The 15762-nt window shown below is 64.3% G+C and carries 12 protein-coding genes; 7 read left to right on the forward strand and 5 right to left on the reverse strand.

The features are described from left to right. Window positions 1-3: 3 nt before the first annotated feature. A complete protein-coding gene (locus QQZ18_RS13250; RefSeq protein WP_284541396.1) occupies window positions 4-1293 on the reverse strand; it encodes an ROK family transcriptional regulator in 1290 nt (429 codons plus the stop codon). A gap of 377 nt (window positions 1294-1670) precedes the next feature. Between QQZ18_RS13250 and QQZ18_RS13255 the strand changes: the two genes are divergently transcribed. After that, the gene (locus QQZ18_RS13255; RefSeq protein WP_284541397.1) at window positions 1671-2690 is read left to right on the forward strand and encodes a substrate-binding domain-containing protein; all 1020 of its coding nucleotides are present in this window, start codon (window positions 1671-1673) and stop codon (window positions 2688-2690) included. Window positions 2691-2705: 15 nt separating this feature from the next. Here QQZ18_RS13255 and QQZ18_RS13260 read toward each other — a convergent pair whose 3' ends face one another. Continuing rightward, on the reverse strand, window positions 2706-3314 hold the full coding sequence (locus QQZ18_RS13260; RefSeq protein ID WP_284541398.1) for an NUDIX domain-containing protein: 609 nt from the start codon (window positions 3312-3314) through the stop codon (window positions 2706-2708). 230 nt (window positions 3315-3544) lie between these two features. Here QQZ18_RS13260 and glmU point away from each other — a divergent pair, with 230 nt between their 5' ends. The 5 genes from glmU (at window position 3545) to QQZ18_RS13285 (ending at window position 11109) form a co-directional block, all read left to right on the forward strand. Further along, window positions 3545-4912: a bifunctional UDP-N-acetylglucosamine diphosphorylase/glucosamine-1-phosphate N-acetyltransferase GlmU gene (gene glmU, locus QQZ18_RS13265; RefSeq protein ID WP_284541399.1), complete on the forward strand. Its 1368-nt coding sequence runs from the start codon at window positions 3545-3547 to the stop codon at window positions 4910-4912. Between the two features lie 1431 nt (window positions 4913-6343). After that, window positions 6344-7405 carry a multiple monosaccharide ABC transporter substrate-binding protein gene (gene chvE, locus QQZ18_RS13270; RefSeq protein WP_446728646.1) on the forward strand — a complete coding sequence of 354 codons (1062 nt, stop codon included), beginning with the start codon at window positions 6344-6346 and terminating at the stop codon, window positions 7403-7405. Window positions 7406-7599: 194 nt separating this feature from the next. Next, complete coding sequence (gene mmsA / locus QQZ18_RS13275; RefSeq protein ID WP_284541877.1) at window positions 7600-9114, forward strand: multiple monosaccharide ABC transporter ATP-binding protein; 1515 nt, start codon at window positions 7600-7602, stop codon at window positions 9112-9114. Then, a complete protein-coding gene (gene mmsB / locus QQZ18_RS13280; RefSeq protein WP_284541400.1) occupies window positions 9114-10307 on the forward strand; it encodes a multiple monosaccharide ABC transporter permease in 1194 nt (397 codons plus the stop codon). Before mmsA ends, mmsB begins: the two co-directional genes overlap by 1 nt. Window positions 10308-10491: 184 nt before the next feature. Further along, on the forward strand, window positions 10492-11109 hold the full coding sequence (locus QQZ18_RS13285; RefSeq protein WP_284541401.1) for a YceI family protein: 618 nt from the start codon (window positions 10492-10494) through the stop codon (window positions 11107-11109). 83 nt (window positions 11110-11192) lie between these two features. Here QQZ18_RS13285 and QQZ18_RS13290 read toward each other — a convergent pair whose 3' ends face one another. Then, window positions 11193-12155 carry an aldose epimerase family protein gene (locus tag QQZ18_RS13290; RefSeq protein ID WP_284541402.1) on the reverse strand — a complete coding sequence of 321 codons (963 nt, stop codon included), beginning with the start codon at window positions 12153-12155 and terminating at the stop codon, window positions 11193-11195. Between the two features lie 250 nt (window positions 12156-12405). Between QQZ18_RS13290 and QQZ18_RS13295 the strand changes: the two genes are divergently transcribed. Continuing rightward, window positions 12406-13077, forward strand: coding sequence for a FadR/GntR family transcriptional regulator (locus QQZ18_RS13295; protein WP_342398921.1), 672 nt, complete (start codon window positions 12406-12408; stop codon window positions 13075-13077). A 19-nt stretch (window positions 13078-13096) separates the two neighbouring features. On the opposite strand, the gene QQZ18_RS13300 is transcribed toward QQZ18_RS13295, so the two are convergent. Both QQZ18_RS13300 and QQZ18_RS13305 read right to left on the reverse strand, forming a co-directional pair. Continuing rightward, window positions 13097-14863 carry an IlvD/Edd family dehydratase gene (locus QQZ18_RS13300; protein WP_284541403.1) on the reverse strand — a complete coding sequence of 589 codons (1767 nt, stop codon included), beginning with the start codon at window positions 14861-14863 and terminating at the stop codon, window positions 13097-13099. A 28-nt stretch (window positions 14864-14891) separates the two neighbouring features. Beyond that, window positions 14892-15761: an SMP-30/gluconolactonase/LRE family protein gene (locus tag QQZ18_RS13305; protein WP_284541404.1), complete on the reverse strand. Its 870-nt coding sequence runs from the start codon at window positions 15759-15761 to the stop codon at window positions 14892-14894. Between the last annotated feature and the right edge of the window lies 1 nt (window position 15762).

A 15762-nucleotide genomic window follows, 5' to 3' on the forward strand; every position in this document is an offset into this window, starting at 1 on the left:
GGATCAGCCGATCCGGAACCGGCGAGCCTCGGCGGGATTGGAGAAGACCTCGCGGTCGAGGCGCGTCAGCATGTAGGAGATGAGGCCGGTCATGATCATGTCGGTCTGCCAGGGCAGCGTCTCGATCACCGTCGATCGGCGCAGATCCTCGACCAGCGCCGCTTCGATCGCCGTCTTCAGCCCCGTCTCGAACAGCGGATAGGCGCGAACCGAGCCGCCGGTCAGCACGATGCGGCTGGGGTTGATCAGCGCCATCAGCCGGGCGAGCCCGTAACCCAGCGTCTCACCGGCCCGATGATAGATCGCCCGCATGGTTTCGTCGCCGGCATAGGCGGCCGCCTCGTGGGCGATCAGTTCCCCCTGCGTGGGGCGGACACTGAGCGGAGGAGCATCCTCCGGCAAGCCAAGCGCCTGACGATGAATGGCGTAATCGGCGATATAGGCTTCAAGGCAGCCGCGCCGGCCACACTGGCAAAGGGCTCCATCGGGCAGGTGATTCATATGGCCGAACTCGGCCGCCGAGCCGGCGGCGCCATGGTGCAGCCGGTCGCCGACGAACAGGCCGGCACCAACGCCCTGATCGACGAAGATCACGGCGAAGGTGCCGCTATAGATATCCGGGTTGGCCTCGTGCAAGGCCTGGGCGATCATGTTGGCGTCATTGGAAAGAATGCAGTTGCGGCCCGTCAGCACCCTGAGCGGCTCGACGAGGCGCATGTCGCGAACGTTGAAGGCCGGCGACCACATGACCGATCCGGTATTGGTGTCGACGAAACCTTGCGCGCCGATGGCAATCTCGGCCACCTGCCGGAAATCGATGCCGTTGTCGGCGACGATGCGACCGAGGAGATCGGCGAGCTTGACGGGAAAGCTGTCGCGCGTCTCCTCGAAGGTCGGCACGATGGCTTCCTGACGATCGATGAGGCGGCCGTCGAAATCGGCGAGCTGCAATACGACGCTGTCGCGCGAAATCTTGGCGGCCAGCACGTAGCCCGCCGTCGGATCGAGGCGCAACATGACGCGAGGACGACCGCGCCGCACCGGTTCGGCCTGGGCCTCGCCGCTGTCCACCTCGTCATCGCTGGCCTCGACCAGTCCCTCGGCGATCAGATCGGCGGTGATGGCGGTGATGGTGGCCGGTGACAGATGCGTTTCGGCGCCGAGATCGACGCGGGCGATCGGCTCGCGTCGACGCAGCGCCGACAGCACCAGGGATCGGTTTTGCCGCCGAACATGATCGCTGTCGGCCTTGCCGACGGAAGCGCGCCGCGATCCATCTCCACGCACGGTCATAATAACGCCTGTCCTCCGCCATCGGCAGGGGACATCCCTGGCCTCGGCGCCCATTCTCTATTTCATCGAAGCCTTTCCCAGCCTGACAGATCAGACGGGATGCTCTGGGGCCGAAACCTTTTCGGATTCCTCCGCCCCCTCCCCTTACCGCACGACCCCGGGTGGAAACCACCCCGAAGTCCGGTCCGCTTCCCCCAAAGCGGCCGGCCAGATCGGCACGGGATATTGACATTGCCCATGGCCCCGGTCCACGCTTTTTTTGGGCTTCAAAGATAATCAATGGGTCAACTGGGCCAAGCGGCCCGCTTCACAATCCCCAACCCGACGCGTATTGTCCGCGCGCCCATGGGAACGACATTCGGGGGGACGTCTTCGGCATGTGGAGGGTGCTTCCGACAATCGTCTTCGGCCTGTTCTGCCAGGCGGCAACCGCGGCGCCGGTGATCGGCGTGAGCTGGCCGGGCGATACCACGCACCAGTGGAAAGTGGATTCCGAGGCAATCCGCGACGCGATATCCGCCGGCGCCGGCGCGGTGATCGAAACCGATGCGCGCCTGTCGGCGGGCAAGCAGATCCTCGACGTCAAAAGCCTGATCGATGCCAAGGTCGACGTGCTGATCGTCGCCGCGGTCGATGCCCGCGCCCTGGAAATGCCGATCAAGGCGGCGGTCGCGGCCGGCATCCCGGTCATCGGCTATGACCGGCCCATCAGCCTCGACGGCGTGCTTTCGATCGGCTTCAATCAGGCCGATGTGGGACGCCTGCAGTCGCTGGCCCTGTACGCGGCGCGGCCGCGCGGCGACTGGGTGCTGCTCAAGGGCGATTTCGACGACCCGCAAACCGCCCGCCTTTACGCCGGACAGATCGGCGTGCTCAGGGATTCGATCAGTGCCGGTCTGATCCGGATCGCCGGCGAGGCCTACACGCCCGGCGGATTGTCGCTGAATGCCCGCCGCGCCTTCGGCAACATTCTCGATTCCACCCGCAACGCCGTCGATGCCGTGCTGACGCCAGACGATGCCAGCGCCGGAGAGGCGATCTCGGTTCTCGAAGAACGGGGCCTCATCGACAAGGTCGCCGTCGTCGGTCAGGGGGGAGATCCGGAAACGCTGAACCGCATCGCGCGCGGCCAGCAAACCGCCACCATATGGGAGGACCATGAGGCGTTGGCCCGCAAGACAGCGGACGTGGCGCTGCAACTGGCCGCCGGCCGAACGCCGCACGAACTCGGGGTCACAAGACAGCTCGACGACGGACAGGGGACGACCTACGAGCTGCATCTGCAGCCCTTCACCATCACCGTCGATGCGCTCGGCCTCGCGCTGACGGCGGGCTGGATCGATGCCGAGCGCCTCTGTCGTCACGTACCGGCCGGCCGCGTCGTCGATTGTCCCTGACAGATAGAAACAGGTTCAGGCAAACAGCTCCGGACGGCGCCGACGCAGCGCCTCGACCAGAAGACGCGTCTTGAGATCGAGCGCCTCGCCGGTGTCGGCAATCTCGGCCAGTTCCGCCAAGGGCAGCTCGACCACTTCGATCTCCTCGCTTTCCTCCGCGAGGCCACCGCCCTTGCCGCGCTGTGCCGATGCGTCGATCTCGCCGAGATAGAGCCAGACCCGTTCGGTAAGCGATCCCGGAGAAGAATAGGGCCGGCCGAGATACTCCAACTTGCCGACCACGCATCCCGCCTCTTCCCAGGCTTCGCGGCGCACCGCCGTTTCGCCGTCTTCACCGTCGTCGACGATGCCGGCGATCGCCTCGAGCGTTACACCCTTGCCGTCGGCCAAAAGCGCGGCGGCACGCACTTGCCGGACCAGAATGGCCGTCCGGTGAACCGAATCGTAGACAAGAACCGCCGCGCCATCGCCGTGGTCGTGCACCTCGCGCCGCACGAGCCGGGGCTCGCCATGCACCGTTGTTTCGAGAACCGCGACTTCCAGCGTCAGCCAGCCATCGTAGACGGTACGACGCTCCTTGACCGACACGGGAGGCAAGCGGTTCTCGGTCAATCGGTCCGCCATACTGGTGTCTCCCTGTCGTCAGCGATCCGCTCCTTGATAGCCGCCCGCCACCGGGCTCGCCAGCATCCAAGGCCGGCCGGCGCAACCATGCACCACCGGTGGACCATCGCTGTCGCGCGCGAGCAACAGTCGGCTCTCCGGCACCGCTTTGCGAGCGTTGCACTGTCTACGCTTGACCGGCGGCCCTCGCCTCGGCCAAATGCGGCAACCGTCGTTTGGGAGCCCCCACCATGATCGATCCGTCCTGTCTCGCCGTCATCCTCGCGGCCGGAGAAGGCACGCGCATGAAATCCGACCTGCCGAAAGTGCTGCACGCAGTGGGCGGCAGGCCGCTCATCGACGCAGTCCTGGAGAGCGCCCGAGCCGGTGGCGCGAACCGCGTCGCCGTGGTGATCGGCGCCGGCGCCGACAAGGTGCGCGCCTATCTCGGGAACGCGGCTCCCGACGCGCAGGTGTTCGAGCAGCGGGAGCGTCTCGGCACGGCGCATGCGACGCTGGCGGCGCGCGAGGCGCTCGCCGACCACCGAGGACCCGTGCTCGTCCTGTTCGGCGACACGCCGCTCGTCCGCCCGGCAACCATTTCCGCCCTGACGGACCGCCTGTCGACCGGCGCCGACATCGCCCTTCTCGGCTTCAAGACCGAGGTGCCGACCGGCTATGGCCGGCTGATCGTCCGTGACGGGCGGCTCGTCGCCATCGTCGAGGAGAAGGACGCCGACGCGGCAACCAAGGAGATTCGTCTCTGCAATTCGGGAATCATGGCCTTCAGGCCGGGCCTGTTGCCGGAGCTGCTCGAAGCGATTGGCAACGCCAATGCCAAGGGCGAGTACTACCTGACCGACGCCATAGCGGTAGCCGCGGCTCGCGGTCTCAGGGCCGAGGCGGTCATCGGGGATGACGAGAGCGAGTTCGTGGGAATCAACGACCGCGCGCAGCTCGCGGCGGCCGAAGGCATCTTCCAGCACCGGATGCGCGCCGAGGCGATGGCTGCCGGCGTGACGCTCGCAGCGCCCGAGACGGTCTTCTTCTCCTTCGACACCAAGCTGGATCGAGACGTGGTGGTGGAGCCCAACGTGGTGTTCGCCCCCGGCGTCAGCGTGGCGTCCGGCGCGACAATCCGCGCCTTCAGCCATCTCGAAGGCGCAAAGGTCGCCGGCGGGGCGATCGTCGGCCCCTATGCCCGACTGCGGCCGGGCGCCGACCTTGCCGAGAACGTTCACGTCGGCAACTTCGTGGAGATCAAGAACGCCCGCGTCGACCGGGGAGCCAAGGTCAACCATCTCACCTATATCGGCGACGCCTCGATCGGCGCCCGCACCAACGTCGGCGCCGGCACCATCACCTGCAACTATGACGGCTTCTTCAAGCACAAGACGGTCATCGGCGCCGATGTCTTCGTCGGCTCCAACACCGTCATGGTGGCGCCGGTCACGGTCGGCGACAACGCGCTGACGGCGGCCGGCTCGGTGATCACCTCCGACGTGCCCGGCGACGCCATGGCGTTCGGGCGTGCCCGCCAGGAGGTGAAGGAGGGAATGGGAGCGGCAAAGAAGGCCATGCTGGCCGCCAAGAAGGCGGCAGCGAAGTCCGGCGGCTGACCGGCGGTCCTTTTCGCGCCGTTTCGGTGCTTGAAGACGGCCGGGAGCGTCATCGGGTGCTCTCGGCGTGACGGACTCATTCCCTTTTGTCCCAATTGCGGTGTCCGGCAAGGCGGTCGCGTACACGCTACGCGCGCCTTCTATCGGTCATGAAGAACAATTTTCAGTAGAACGTTTCGACAGGACACCGTCTCCATAGCGGAGCGGGACAAGGGCCCGATCGACCCGCGATCAAGCCCGACAAGCGCAAATCCCGGCCCAGCCCTGCTACCTTCGAACGCCCGCCAACGTTTCCGGAGCGAGGACTTGACCGAAACGTTCATCAAAACATGGACGATCCTGCGCACTTCAGTCTGACGACTGCAATTCTTCGAGCCAACCTTCCCGGAAAAAACTCCATCCGAAGGGTGGCTGGGGACACCTCTTGGAAGCCCCGTCAACACCTTTAAGTTTTAATCAATCTACAAATCTCCTCCATAGATTGATGAATTGTATTTTACCTATAAAAATTTTGTTCGATATTCGAATTTATAATTGAAACTACCCGCAAAACCGCTCAAGATTCTCCTAAAGTGGAATTTTCTCTTTTAGTTACGGTAGTTTGTGAGAGCACCGTATTCCCCGTCCTGGAAAATGCAAGGGATTGCACGGATAAAAGCAGGCTTGCAGAGCCGTAGGCGCTTGGCTAAACTATTACATAAAGTCGATCCGGCGCCTGGGAAGAGGACCGGAGTTCTCGGCTGATTTGGGGGAAAAATCAGGTATGACAGGGAGTTGCGAGCGTGATGCCTGCGGCGGTGCGCGGCCTCGGCGCAATACCGTACGGTTGTTTACGGCGCATCGTCCCAACAGGCAGCAGTCGACCTCGATCTGGCAAGGCATTTCGTCCACGGACAAAGATGTCATCCCCAATGTCCCGAAGGTGAGGGTGGCGGGAGGATTATCCTCTTTGCTCCGTAGCGAAGGGGCCGGCGGTGTCGGCCGAGTTGAGATCACCCGGACCCCGATGGCCGACGTCGCGTTAGTCGATGGTCGGTACCGGCGAGGTCTGGACAGCGGCCTGGTTTCGGTGAAACTGCCGCTGGGAGTGCAGGATGCGTGCGCCGTCCCCGTGGCGGGTTTGGCACACGTCCGGACGAGTTCCGGAACAGGGGATTCGCTGCCCCCGGGGCAGCTTCGCGACGGCGGCCGAACGGCCGTCCTTCGCGTCAAGGAGGTCCTTCCGCCCGTTCGGCACCAGCCGGTTCGGATGGAAGGTATGGATCCGGTGGCGCCCGTTACCGGACCCGAAATGGGAATAAGGCGGGGATGTCCTGCTTTATGAGGACGTCAGGAGCGGAAAGCGCCTGACGAAATTGGTCACCAACTCACACGGAGTTCCCGAAGAGGCGTGGCAGGTCGCCAACCCTCGCGGGATTGAAGGGGGAGAGAATGAAGCTTACCAAGATTCTGGCTGCCACGCTCGTGATCGGCGTTTCCGCCATGGCCACCGCGTCCTACGCCGCCGAGAAGGGCAAGGTTGGCATTGCCATGCCGACGCAGTCCTCGTCGCGCTGGATTTCCGACGGCCATAGCATGGTCGAGCAGTTCAAGGCTGCCGGCTTCGAGACCGACCTTCAGTACGCTGAAGACGACATCCCGAACCAGCTGAACCAGATCGAGAACATGGTGACCAAGGGCGTCAACGTCCTCGTTGTCGCCTCGATCGACGGCACGACGCTCACCGACATTCTCGCCAAGGCCCACGAGGCCGGCGTCAAGGTGTTCGCCTACGACCGCCTGATCCGCAACTCGCCGAACGTCGACTATTACTCGACCTTCGACAACTTCCAGGTCGGCGTGCTTCAGGCCTCGTCGCTTGAGACCCCGCTCGGCCTCAAGGACGGCAAGGGCCCGTTCAACGTCGAACTGTTCGCCGGCTCGCCCGACGACAACAACGCCACCTTCTTCTTCAATGGCGCCATGAGCGTCCTGAAGCCCTACATCGACAGCGGCAAGGTCGTCGTTCAGTCGGGCCAGACGGAGTTCGCCCAGGTCGCCACGATGCGTTGGGATGGCGCCACCGCCCAGGCTCGCATGGACAACATCCTGTCGGCCAACTACACCGACAAGCATGTCGACGCCGTGCTGTCGCCCTATGACGGCATCTCGATCGGTATCATCTCGTCGCTGAAGGGCGTCGGTTATGGCACCGAAGGCACGCCGATGCCGTACGTCTCCGGCCAGGACGCCGAGCTGCCGTCCGTCAAGGCGATCATCGCCGGCGAGCAGTATTCGACGATCTTCAAGGACACCCGCGAGCTCGCCAAGCAGACCGTGAAGATGGTCTCGCAGGCTCTTGAGGGCAAGGAAGTCGAAGTCAACGACACCAAGACCTACGACAACGGCGTGAAGGTCGTTCCGTCCTTCCTGCTGAAGCCGGTTCTGGTGACCAAGGACAACTACAAGGAGATCGTGATCGACTCCGGCTACTACAAGGAATCGGACCTCTGATCAGGTCCTGATATCCCGACATTCCGCGCGGGGCACGTTCCCCGCGCGGTCTTCAAAATCTGCCCGCTGCGCGGATCGGCGCGCCCTTGCGGCGCCCTGGCGGCAACACACCAACAACAAGACTATTCTGCCTGTCGCCCATCGGAGATCGGCGGACAAAGGAGCCTCGCGTGAGCACGAACGTGATCCTCGAGATGCGCAACATCACCAAGACGTTTCCGGGCGTCAAGGCGTTGAGCGACGTCAGCTTTTCGGTAGAGGAAGGCGAAATCCACGCGCTCTGCGGTGAGAATGGCGCCGGCAAGTCGACGCTGATGAAGGTGCTGAGCGGCGTCTATCCCCACGGCACCTATGACGGCGAGATCTACTACAATGGCGAGCTCAAGAAATTCGGCTCGATCAAGGATACCGAGGAAGTCGGTATCATCATCATTCACCAGGAACTCGCGCTGATCCCGATGCTGTCGATCGCCGAGAACATCTTCCTGGGCAACGAGGTCGCCAAGGGCGGCGTCATCAACTGGGCCGAGGCGACGCGCCGGACCACCGAGCTCTTGGCCAAGGTCGGCCTCAAGGAAAATCCCTCGACGCTGATCACCAACATCGGCGTCGGCAAGCAGCAGCTGGTCGAGATCGCCAAGGCACTGTCCAAGAAGGTGAAGCTGCTGATCCTCGACGAGCCCACGGCCTCGCTCAACGAAAGCGATTCCAACGCGCTGCTCGACCTCCTGCTCGAGTTCAAGAAGCAGGGCCTCACCTCGATCATCATCTCGCACAAGCTCAACGAGATCTCCCGCGTCGCCGACAAGATCACCGTCTTGCGCGATGGCGCCACCGTCGAGACGCTCGACTGTCATGCCGAGAAGATCTCCGAAGCGCGCATCATTCGCGGCATGGTCGGCCGCGAGCTCAGCGACCGCTTTCCCAAGCGCGTGTCTAAGGTCGGCGAGACCATCTTCGAAGTGCGCAACTGGACGGCCTATCACCCGATCCACTCCGACCGGAAGATCTCCAACGGCATCAACCTCAACGTCAAGCGCGGCGAGGTGGTCGGCATCGCCGGCCTGATGGGCGCCGGCCGTACCGAGTTCGCCATGAGCGTGTTCGGCCGGTCCTACGGACAGAAGATTTCCGGCGAAGTGCTGATCAACGGCAAGCCGGCCGACGTTTCCACCGTGGAACGGGCGATCAAGTCGGGATTGGCCTACGTTACCGAGGATCGCAAACAGCTTGGTCTGGTGCTGATCAACAACGTGATGCACAACAACACGCTGGCCAACCACAAGGGCATCTCGAAGAACTTCGTCATCGACGAGTATACCGAGCGCAAGGCGGCCAACGAGTATCGCCAGAAGCTTCGAATCCGCACACCCAGCATCTACCAGGATGTCGTCAACCTCTCCGGCGGCAACCAGCAGAAAGTCGTGCTGGCCAAGTGGCTGTTCGCCAATCCGGACGTGCTCATTCTCGACGAGCCGACGCGCGGCATCGACGTCGGCGCCAAGTACGAGATCTATACCATCGTCAACGACCTCGTCGCCGCCGGCAAGGCGGTCATCTTCATCTCCTCGGAAATGCCGGAGCTTCTCGGCACCTGCGACCGCATCTACGTCATGAACGAAGGCGCGATCGTGGCCGAAATGCCCGTAGCCGAGGCCAGCCAGGAAAACATCATGGGCGCCATCATGCGCTCGGGGGAGAAGGTTTGATGAATACGCCCAACGAAGCCACCCAGACGGCCGCGCCGTCGCTTGCCGTCTTCCTCCGGCAGAACATGCGCGAGTATGGCATCCTCATCGCGCTCGTGGTGATCATGGTCTTCTTCCAGATCATCACCGGCGGCGTCCTGTTCCGCCCGGTCAACCTGACCAACCTCGTGCTGCAGAACTCGTTCGTCGTCATCATGGCGCTGGGCATGCTGCTGGTCATCGTTGCCGGCCACATCGACCTCTCCGTCGGCTCGATCGTCGCCATCATCGGCGCCGTGGCCGCGGTCATGATGGTGAACTACAAGATCGACCCATGGACGACCTCGCTCGTCTGCCTCATCCTCGGCGGTGCCATCGGCGCGGCGCAGGGCTACTGGGTGGCCTATCACCACATCCCGGCGTTCATCGTGACGCTGGCCGGCATGCTGGTGTTCCGTGGCCTGACGCTCTGGCTCCTGGGGGGCATGAACATCGGTCCGTTCCCGAGCGAGTTCCAGAAGCTCTCCACCGGCTTCCTGCCCGACCTGTTCGATATGGGCGGCCTGCACTCCACCTCGATCATCCTGACCATCGCCATTCCGGCTCTCCTGGTCTTCCTGTCGTGGCGCAGCCGCAAGCTCAACGAGTCGCATGGCATCGAGGTCGAGCCCTTCGCCTTCTTCTTCACGCAGAACGCCGTGCTCGTCGCCGTCATGGTCTACCTCGGCTACCAGCTCTCGACCTACAAGGGCTTCCCGAACATCCTGGTGATCATGGGCGTGCTGATCGCCTTCTACACCTTCGTGACCACCCGCACGACCATCGGTCGCCGCATCTACGCGCTCGGCGGTAACGAGAAGGCGACGAGGCTCTCCGGCATCAACACCGATCGCCTCAGCTTCTACACCTTCATCAACATGGGCGTTCTCGCGGGCTTTGCCGGCCTGATCGTCGCCGCCCGCCTCAACTCCTCGACCCCGAAGGCCGGTAACGGCTTCGAGCTCGACGTCATCGCCGCCTGCTTCATCGGCGGCGCCTCGACAACGGGCGGTGTCGGCAAAATCACCGGCGCGGTGGTCGGCGCCTTCATCATGGGCGTGCTGAACAACGGCATGTCGATCATGGGCCTCGGCATCGACTTCCAGCAGATGGTCAAGGGCCTGGTGCTGCTCGCCGCCGTCGTGTTCGACCTCTACAACAAGCAGAAGGGCTGAGGCTCCCCCTCCTCCCTCCAACCTGCGAGCCGGGACCGAAAGGCCCCGGTTTCTTTTTTTGCCGGACGAGTCCTCTCCGGCACCGGCGCCATGGACGCCCTGGCAGGAAGTATCGAAGCAACGGGAATAAACGTCGTCGCGGCGTGTTGTTGAGGCTGGGGCATGCCGCCCCGGAGCCGAACCGATGCGACACCTCCTGCCCGATCACATCTCACGCCATGTCCGGCAGTCCCTGACCCTCCTCTTCCTGCCGCTCCTGCTCGCCACTGCGCCGGCAGGCGCTGCTAGTTTCGACGATCTCGCCGGCCGCTATGCCATCGGCGATCAATCGAGCGTCACTTTCTCGATCTCGGGCACACTCGTTCCAACCGTGCATGGCAGCTTTCACAGCTTCTCCGGAGATTTTCGCCTCAATCCAGAGCATGTCGAGCGATCGTCGGTGACCTTCTCCGTCGCCTCGAGCTCGATTACCACCGGGATCGCCCCGCTCGACAGCTTGCTCCGATCATCCGTGGTGTTCGATGCGGTGGACCATCCGGACATCCGCTTCGCGTCGACCGCAGTACGCCGAACATCGGAGACCACCGCCGAGGTGGATGGCCTTCTGGAACTTAAGGGGCAGACACTGGCCGAACATTTCACCGTGACGCTGACGGGGCACGGCGACAAACGGCCGGAGTTTCACGTGATAGGCCGCGTGGCTCGTTCGGCTTTCGGGATGAACATCGGCCGACCGGTCTATTCGGACGACGTGGTGTTCAACCTCGACGTCCAGGGCCGTCACGTGCGCGCCGCCGGTTGATGGAGAGCTGCCGCTGCCCTCTCTGCTGACGAAAAAGGCCGCGCCCCCCCTGGACGCGGCCTTAGCTTTTCCCGACGCCGGACTCAGAAGCCCGAGAAGCGCCACTCGATGCGATGATGATAGGTCTCGCCCGGGCGCAGCACCGAACTCGGATAGCTCGCCTCGTTGGGGGCGTTGGGGAAGGTCTGCGGCTCAAGCGCGAAGCCGGCGTTCTTCAGCAGTTCGGAGAACGGCGCCTTGATCGCCGGCGTGAAGTGCTCACCGGTGTAGAGCTGAATGGCCGGCTCGGTCGTCCAGACCTCAAGCGTGCGGCCGGTGACCGGCTCGATCGCGCGAGCGCCGAGATGCAATTCGCCACGGCCGGCATCGAGCACGAAGTTCTGGTCGTAGGGACCGGCAATCGGACGCTTCTCACGGAAGTCGAAACGCGTCCCGACCACATCGGCCAGCGGGCCGAGGGGAATGAGATCGGCGTCGACCGGTGTATAGCGGCTCGCCGGGATCTGCATCAGATGACCGAGAATATCGCCCTTGCCCAGCAGGTTCCAGTAGACGTGATTGGTCAGGTTGACCACCGTGGGCTTGGTCGTGGTGGCGGTCATGTCCAGATAGAGCGTCTGCCCCTTGAAGCCGTAGGCCGCCTTGACAGCCAGCGCGCCGGGAAAGCCCATGTCCCCATCGGGGGAATCCAGCCGGAACACCACTTCACCGCCGGCCTCCTCGACCTCCCAGCTCAAGTGTCCGAAGCCAAGGGCACCGCCATGCAACTGCTTGGAACCTTCGTTGGCCGGCAAGCTGTAGGTGGCGCCGTCGAGCGTGAAGCTCGCTCCGGCGATGCGGTTGGCAAAGCGACCGCAGATGGCACCGGCCCAGCCATCGCCGTCGGGAGCATTGAGGCGGCCGGACGAACCGACCACCGTCTGCACCGGTCCGCCGGAGCTCGTCGGCACGTAGAGCGCCACGAGCTGCGCGCCGGCCGGGCTGAAAATGGCCTTGAAGCCGTCGCCGCCATCAAGCGTGATGAAGTCTTCAACCGGATGTGTCATGCTTCTCTCCCCGCGCTCTCCTGGAGCGGTCCTCGAAATATCCGTCAATCTCGCTCAAGTTCGCGAAAAACAAAAGGTTTTTTCGTCGTTGACCTTTCGGCTGGCTCCCAAGGCCGCAAGGTTGTGGCATAGTCGCACTAGCCTCACAATTTCAGGCGCAATGGCTTGATTCGTGGAGGTCGCCGGGCGGTTTGTGGGGAGTTGCATGACACGACGGACGGCTCAAAAGCGTTCGCGCCAGGATGAGATTGTGCGCGAACTGGCCCACGAGATTGTCAGCGGTCACCGGCCGGAGGGCAGCCTGCTGCCATCCGACGCCGAACTGATGTCACGCTTCGGCGTGTCGCGGACGGTGTTGCGGGAATCGTTGAAGACATTGGCCGCAAAGGGCCTGATCCAGCCCAAGACGCGCGTCGGCACCCGCGTGGTCGAGCGGACGAACTGGAACCTCTTCGACCCGGACATGCTGCGGTGGCATCTCGACTGCGGCATCGGGCTCGAGCTGCTTGCCCATCTGTCCGACGTACGCCTTGCCCTCGAACCGGTCGCCGCCTCGCTCGCGGCGCACCGACGGAGCGAAGCGGATGTTGCCGCGCTCCATGCCATCGTCGATCGCATGGAGGCGCCCGACGCCTCACCGGAGATTTTCGCAGCCGCCGACCTCGACTTTCACCTCGCCGTCGCCCGTCTCAGCGGCAACCCATTCTTCCGCACGGCGTCGGCCCTGATCGAGGTGGCGCTGGCCGCCACCTTCGCCATCACCACCCCGGTCAACGACCCGAAGGCCAAGGCCGCCTCTTGCGCCGCCCACCGCCGCGTCGTGACGTCGATCGGCGATGGCGACGGCGATGCAGCGGCGGCGGCCATCGTCGAAACGATCCGCTCGGGCGCGGCACGCGTGGCAGCGGCCGCCGGCCGCTGACAGCGTCGTTCTCCGGCGCTTAGTGGCTGTCGCGCGGATCGGTATCGGCCACCTTCTGGTACTTCACCGCCATCTCCATGACGGCGCCGTCGGCGAGCTGGCCGACCGTTGCCCGGTAGAGTTCCTGCCAGGGCGTCTGGCTGGCCGGGTAGACCGGCGTGAATGCGGCGCGGCGGCGCTCCCACTCATCGACATCGACGAGCGCATCGGCGGTGCCTGCGTTGAGATCGACCCGGATGCGATCGCCCGTCTTGAGTAGGCCGAGCCCGCCACCCACCGCCGCTTCGGGCGACGCGTTGAGGATGGACGGCGATCCGGACGTGCCGGACTGCCGGCCGTCGCCCATGCAAGGCAATTCACGGACACCGCGTTCGATGAGCGAAGCCGGCGGCTGCATGTTGACCACCTCGGCCGAGCCGGGCCAGCCGACCGGGCCGGCATAGCGGATCACCAGGATGGTTTCCGGCGTGATGCCAAGCGCCGGGTCCTCGATGCGATGGTGATAGTCCTCCGATCCATCGAAGACCACGACCGGTCCCTCGAAGACGTTTTCCGCTCCCGGCCTCGACAGGTAGCGGGCGCGAAACTCGTCGGAGATCACCGACGTCTTCATGATGGCGGCGTCGAACAGGTTGCCCTTCAGCACGATGAAACCCGCCTTGTCCTTCATCGGGGCATCGTAGGGCTTGATCACCTCGCCGTCGGGAGCTGGGAACGGGGCGAGGTTGTCGGCCATCGTACGGCCTGAGACGGTCAAGGCATCGCCATGAAGGCGACCATTGTCGAGCAGCGCCTTCATCACCACCGGCAGGCCGCCGGCCCGATGGAACCCCTCTGACAGATGGCTGCCGGCCGGCTGCATGTTGACCATCAGCGGCACGTCGTAGCCGACGCTCTGCCAGTCCATCGGTTCGATCGGCACGCCGGCATGGCGGGCGATGGCAACAATGTGCGGCTGGGCATTGGTGGAGCCGCCGATCGCCGAGTTGACGACGATGGCGTTCTCGATCGCCTGCCGCGTCAGGATCTTCGACGGTCTCAGGTCTTCCTCGACCATGGCGACGATGCGCTCGCCGGTGCGGTAGGCCATCTGCCCGCGCTCGCGGTAGGGAGCCGGGATGGCGGCATTGCCGGTGAGGCTCATGCCGAGCGCCTCAGCAAGGCAGTTCATGGTGGAGGCGGTGCCCATGGTGTTGCAGTAGCCGTCGGACGGGGCCGAGGCCGCCGCCGCCTCGATGAACTCCTCGTAGTCGATCTCGCCGGTGGCCAGTTGCAGCCGCTTCTGCCAGATGATGGTGCCGGAGCCGGCCAGCTTGCCCTCGTACCAGCCGTCGAGCATCGGCCCGCCGCTCAGCACAATGGCCGGCAGATCGACGGTGGCGGCGGCCATGATCAGCGCCGGCGTCGTCTTGTCGCAGCCGGTGGTCAGCACCACGCCATCGAGCGGGTAGCCGTGCAGGATCTCGACGAGGCCCAGATAGGCGAGGTTCCGGTCAAGCGCCGCCGTCGGCCGCCGACCCGTCTCCTGAATCGGATGCACCGGAAACTCGAAGGCGATGCCGCCGGCCGCCCGGATACCCTCGCGCACTCTTTCGGCCAGGCGCAGATGGACCCGGTTGCATGGCGACAGGTCCGAGCCGGTCTGGGCTATGCCGATGATCGGCCGATCGGATCGCAGCTCCTCGATGGTCAGGCCATAGTTGAGGTAGCGCTCGAGATAGAGCGCCGTCATCGAGGGATTGTCGGGATTGTCGAACCAGAGCTTGTGGCGGCGCGGTCGGGACATCGATCATTCTCCAGTCGGTGCGATGCGGTCAGCCAATCAGAACGGCCGGTTGCGGCAGCCCGCGGAACGGCCCATCGACAAGGTAGGTCAGGCCGGCCTCCGGCTCCGCGGCGCGCTTCTCCGCGTCGTAGCCCTCGAAAGCCGAGGTCACGAGAAGGCGGTCGAGGTTGGCTCCGACGAAAGCCGGACAGCTTACCTGCCGAGCAGGCAATGAAATGGTCCTGACGAGATGGCCGTCGGGATCGTAGGCATCGACGGCCGAGCCACCCCAGCGGGCGTTCCACAGGAGACCGTCGGCACCCACCGTGGCGCCATCGGGGCCGCCGCCGCTCACCTTGCAGAACACCTGTCGTTCGCCGTTCGGGAGCCCGGTGAGCGGATCGACGGCGAGCCGGTAGATGACGTGTTCCGTAGTATCGGAGAAGTAGGCCGTGCCGCCATCGGGAGAGAAGGAGATGGCGTTGGGAATGGTCAGTCCATCGACGATCAGCCTGAGTTCGCCGGCGCGATACCACCAGATACGCCCGAATCCCGGTTCGAAGCGCCAGCCCATGGTGGAGATCCAGAGGGCGCCGGCCGGATGCACGGCGCCATCGTTGCTGCGCGTGCCGGGTCGCTCGTCCCAGAACGGCCGAAGCTCTTGCAACGTGCCGTCGTCGATCGACCTGAGGTGCAGCCCGGCATCGCTGGCGATCAGATGCCGGTCGTTGTCGACGCGGGCAGCGACGGTGGCATGAAAGGGAAGATCGTGGATTTGCGGGGCAGCGTCGTCGAGCCCCATCTCCAGCAGCTTGCGGTCGAGGATATCGAACCAGAACGCCTTGGCGCGTCCGGGGTGCCAGCTCGGCCCCTCGCCAAGATGACAGGCATGACTGGACAAGACGGAAACAGTCGGCATG

This window comes from Pleomorphomonas sp. T1.2MG-36, assembly GCF_950100655.1.
In the GTDB taxonomy this organism is placed as follows: domain Bacteria; phylum Pseudomonadota; class Alphaproteobacteria; order Rhizobiales; family Pleomorphomonadaceae; genus Pleomorphomonas.

What these genes read in the sequence shown, in the direction of transcription:
- QQZ18_RS13260 (WP_284541398.1), bottom strand. Translation starts at nt 3,314, where the DNA reads ATGGCGGACCGATTGACCGAGAACCGCTTGCCTCCCGTGTCGGTCAAG.
- mmsB (WP_284541400.1), top strand. Translation starts at nt 9,114, where the DNA reads ATGAATACGCCCAACGAAGCCACCCAGACGGCCGCGCCGTCGCTTGCC.
- mmsA (WP_284541877.1), top strand. Translation starts at nt 7,600, where the DNA reads ATGCGCAACATCACCAAGACGTTTCCGGGCGTCAAGGCGTTGAGCGAC.
- QQZ18_RS13250 (WP_284541396.1), bottom strand. Translation starts at nt 1,293, where the DNA reads ATGACCGTGCGTGGAGATGGATCGCGGCGCGCTTCCGTCGGCAAGGCC.
- QQZ18_RS13285 (WP_284541401.1), top strand. Translation starts at nt 10,492, where the DNA reads ATGCGACACCTCCTGCCCGATCACATCTCACGCCATGTCCGGCAGTCC.
- chvE (WP_446728646.1), top strand. Translation starts at nt 6,344, where the DNA reads ATGAAGCTTACCAAGATTCTGGCTGCCACGCTCGTGATCGGCGTTTCC.
- glmU (WP_284541399.1), top strand. Translation starts at nt 3,545, where the DNA reads ATGATCGATCCGTCCTGTCTCGCCGTCATCCTCGCGGCCGGAGAAGGC.
- QQZ18_RS13300 (WP_284541403.1), bottom strand. Translation starts at nt 14,863, where the DNA reads ATGTCCCGACCGCGCCGCCACAAGCTCTGGTTCGACAATCCCGACAAT.
- QQZ18_RS13255 (WP_284541397.1), top strand. Translation starts at nt 1,671, where the DNA reads ATGTGGAGGGTGCTTCCGACAATCGTCTTCGGCCTGTTCTGCCAGGCG.
- QQZ18_RS13305 (WP_284541404.1), bottom strand. Translation starts at nt 15,761, where the DNA reads ATGCCGACTGTTTCCGTCTTGTCCAGTCATGCCTGTCATCTTGGCGAG.
- QQZ18_RS13290 (WP_284541402.1), bottom strand. Translation starts at nt 12,155, where the DNA reads ATGACACATCCGGTTGAAGACTTCATCACGCTTGATGGCGGCGACGGC.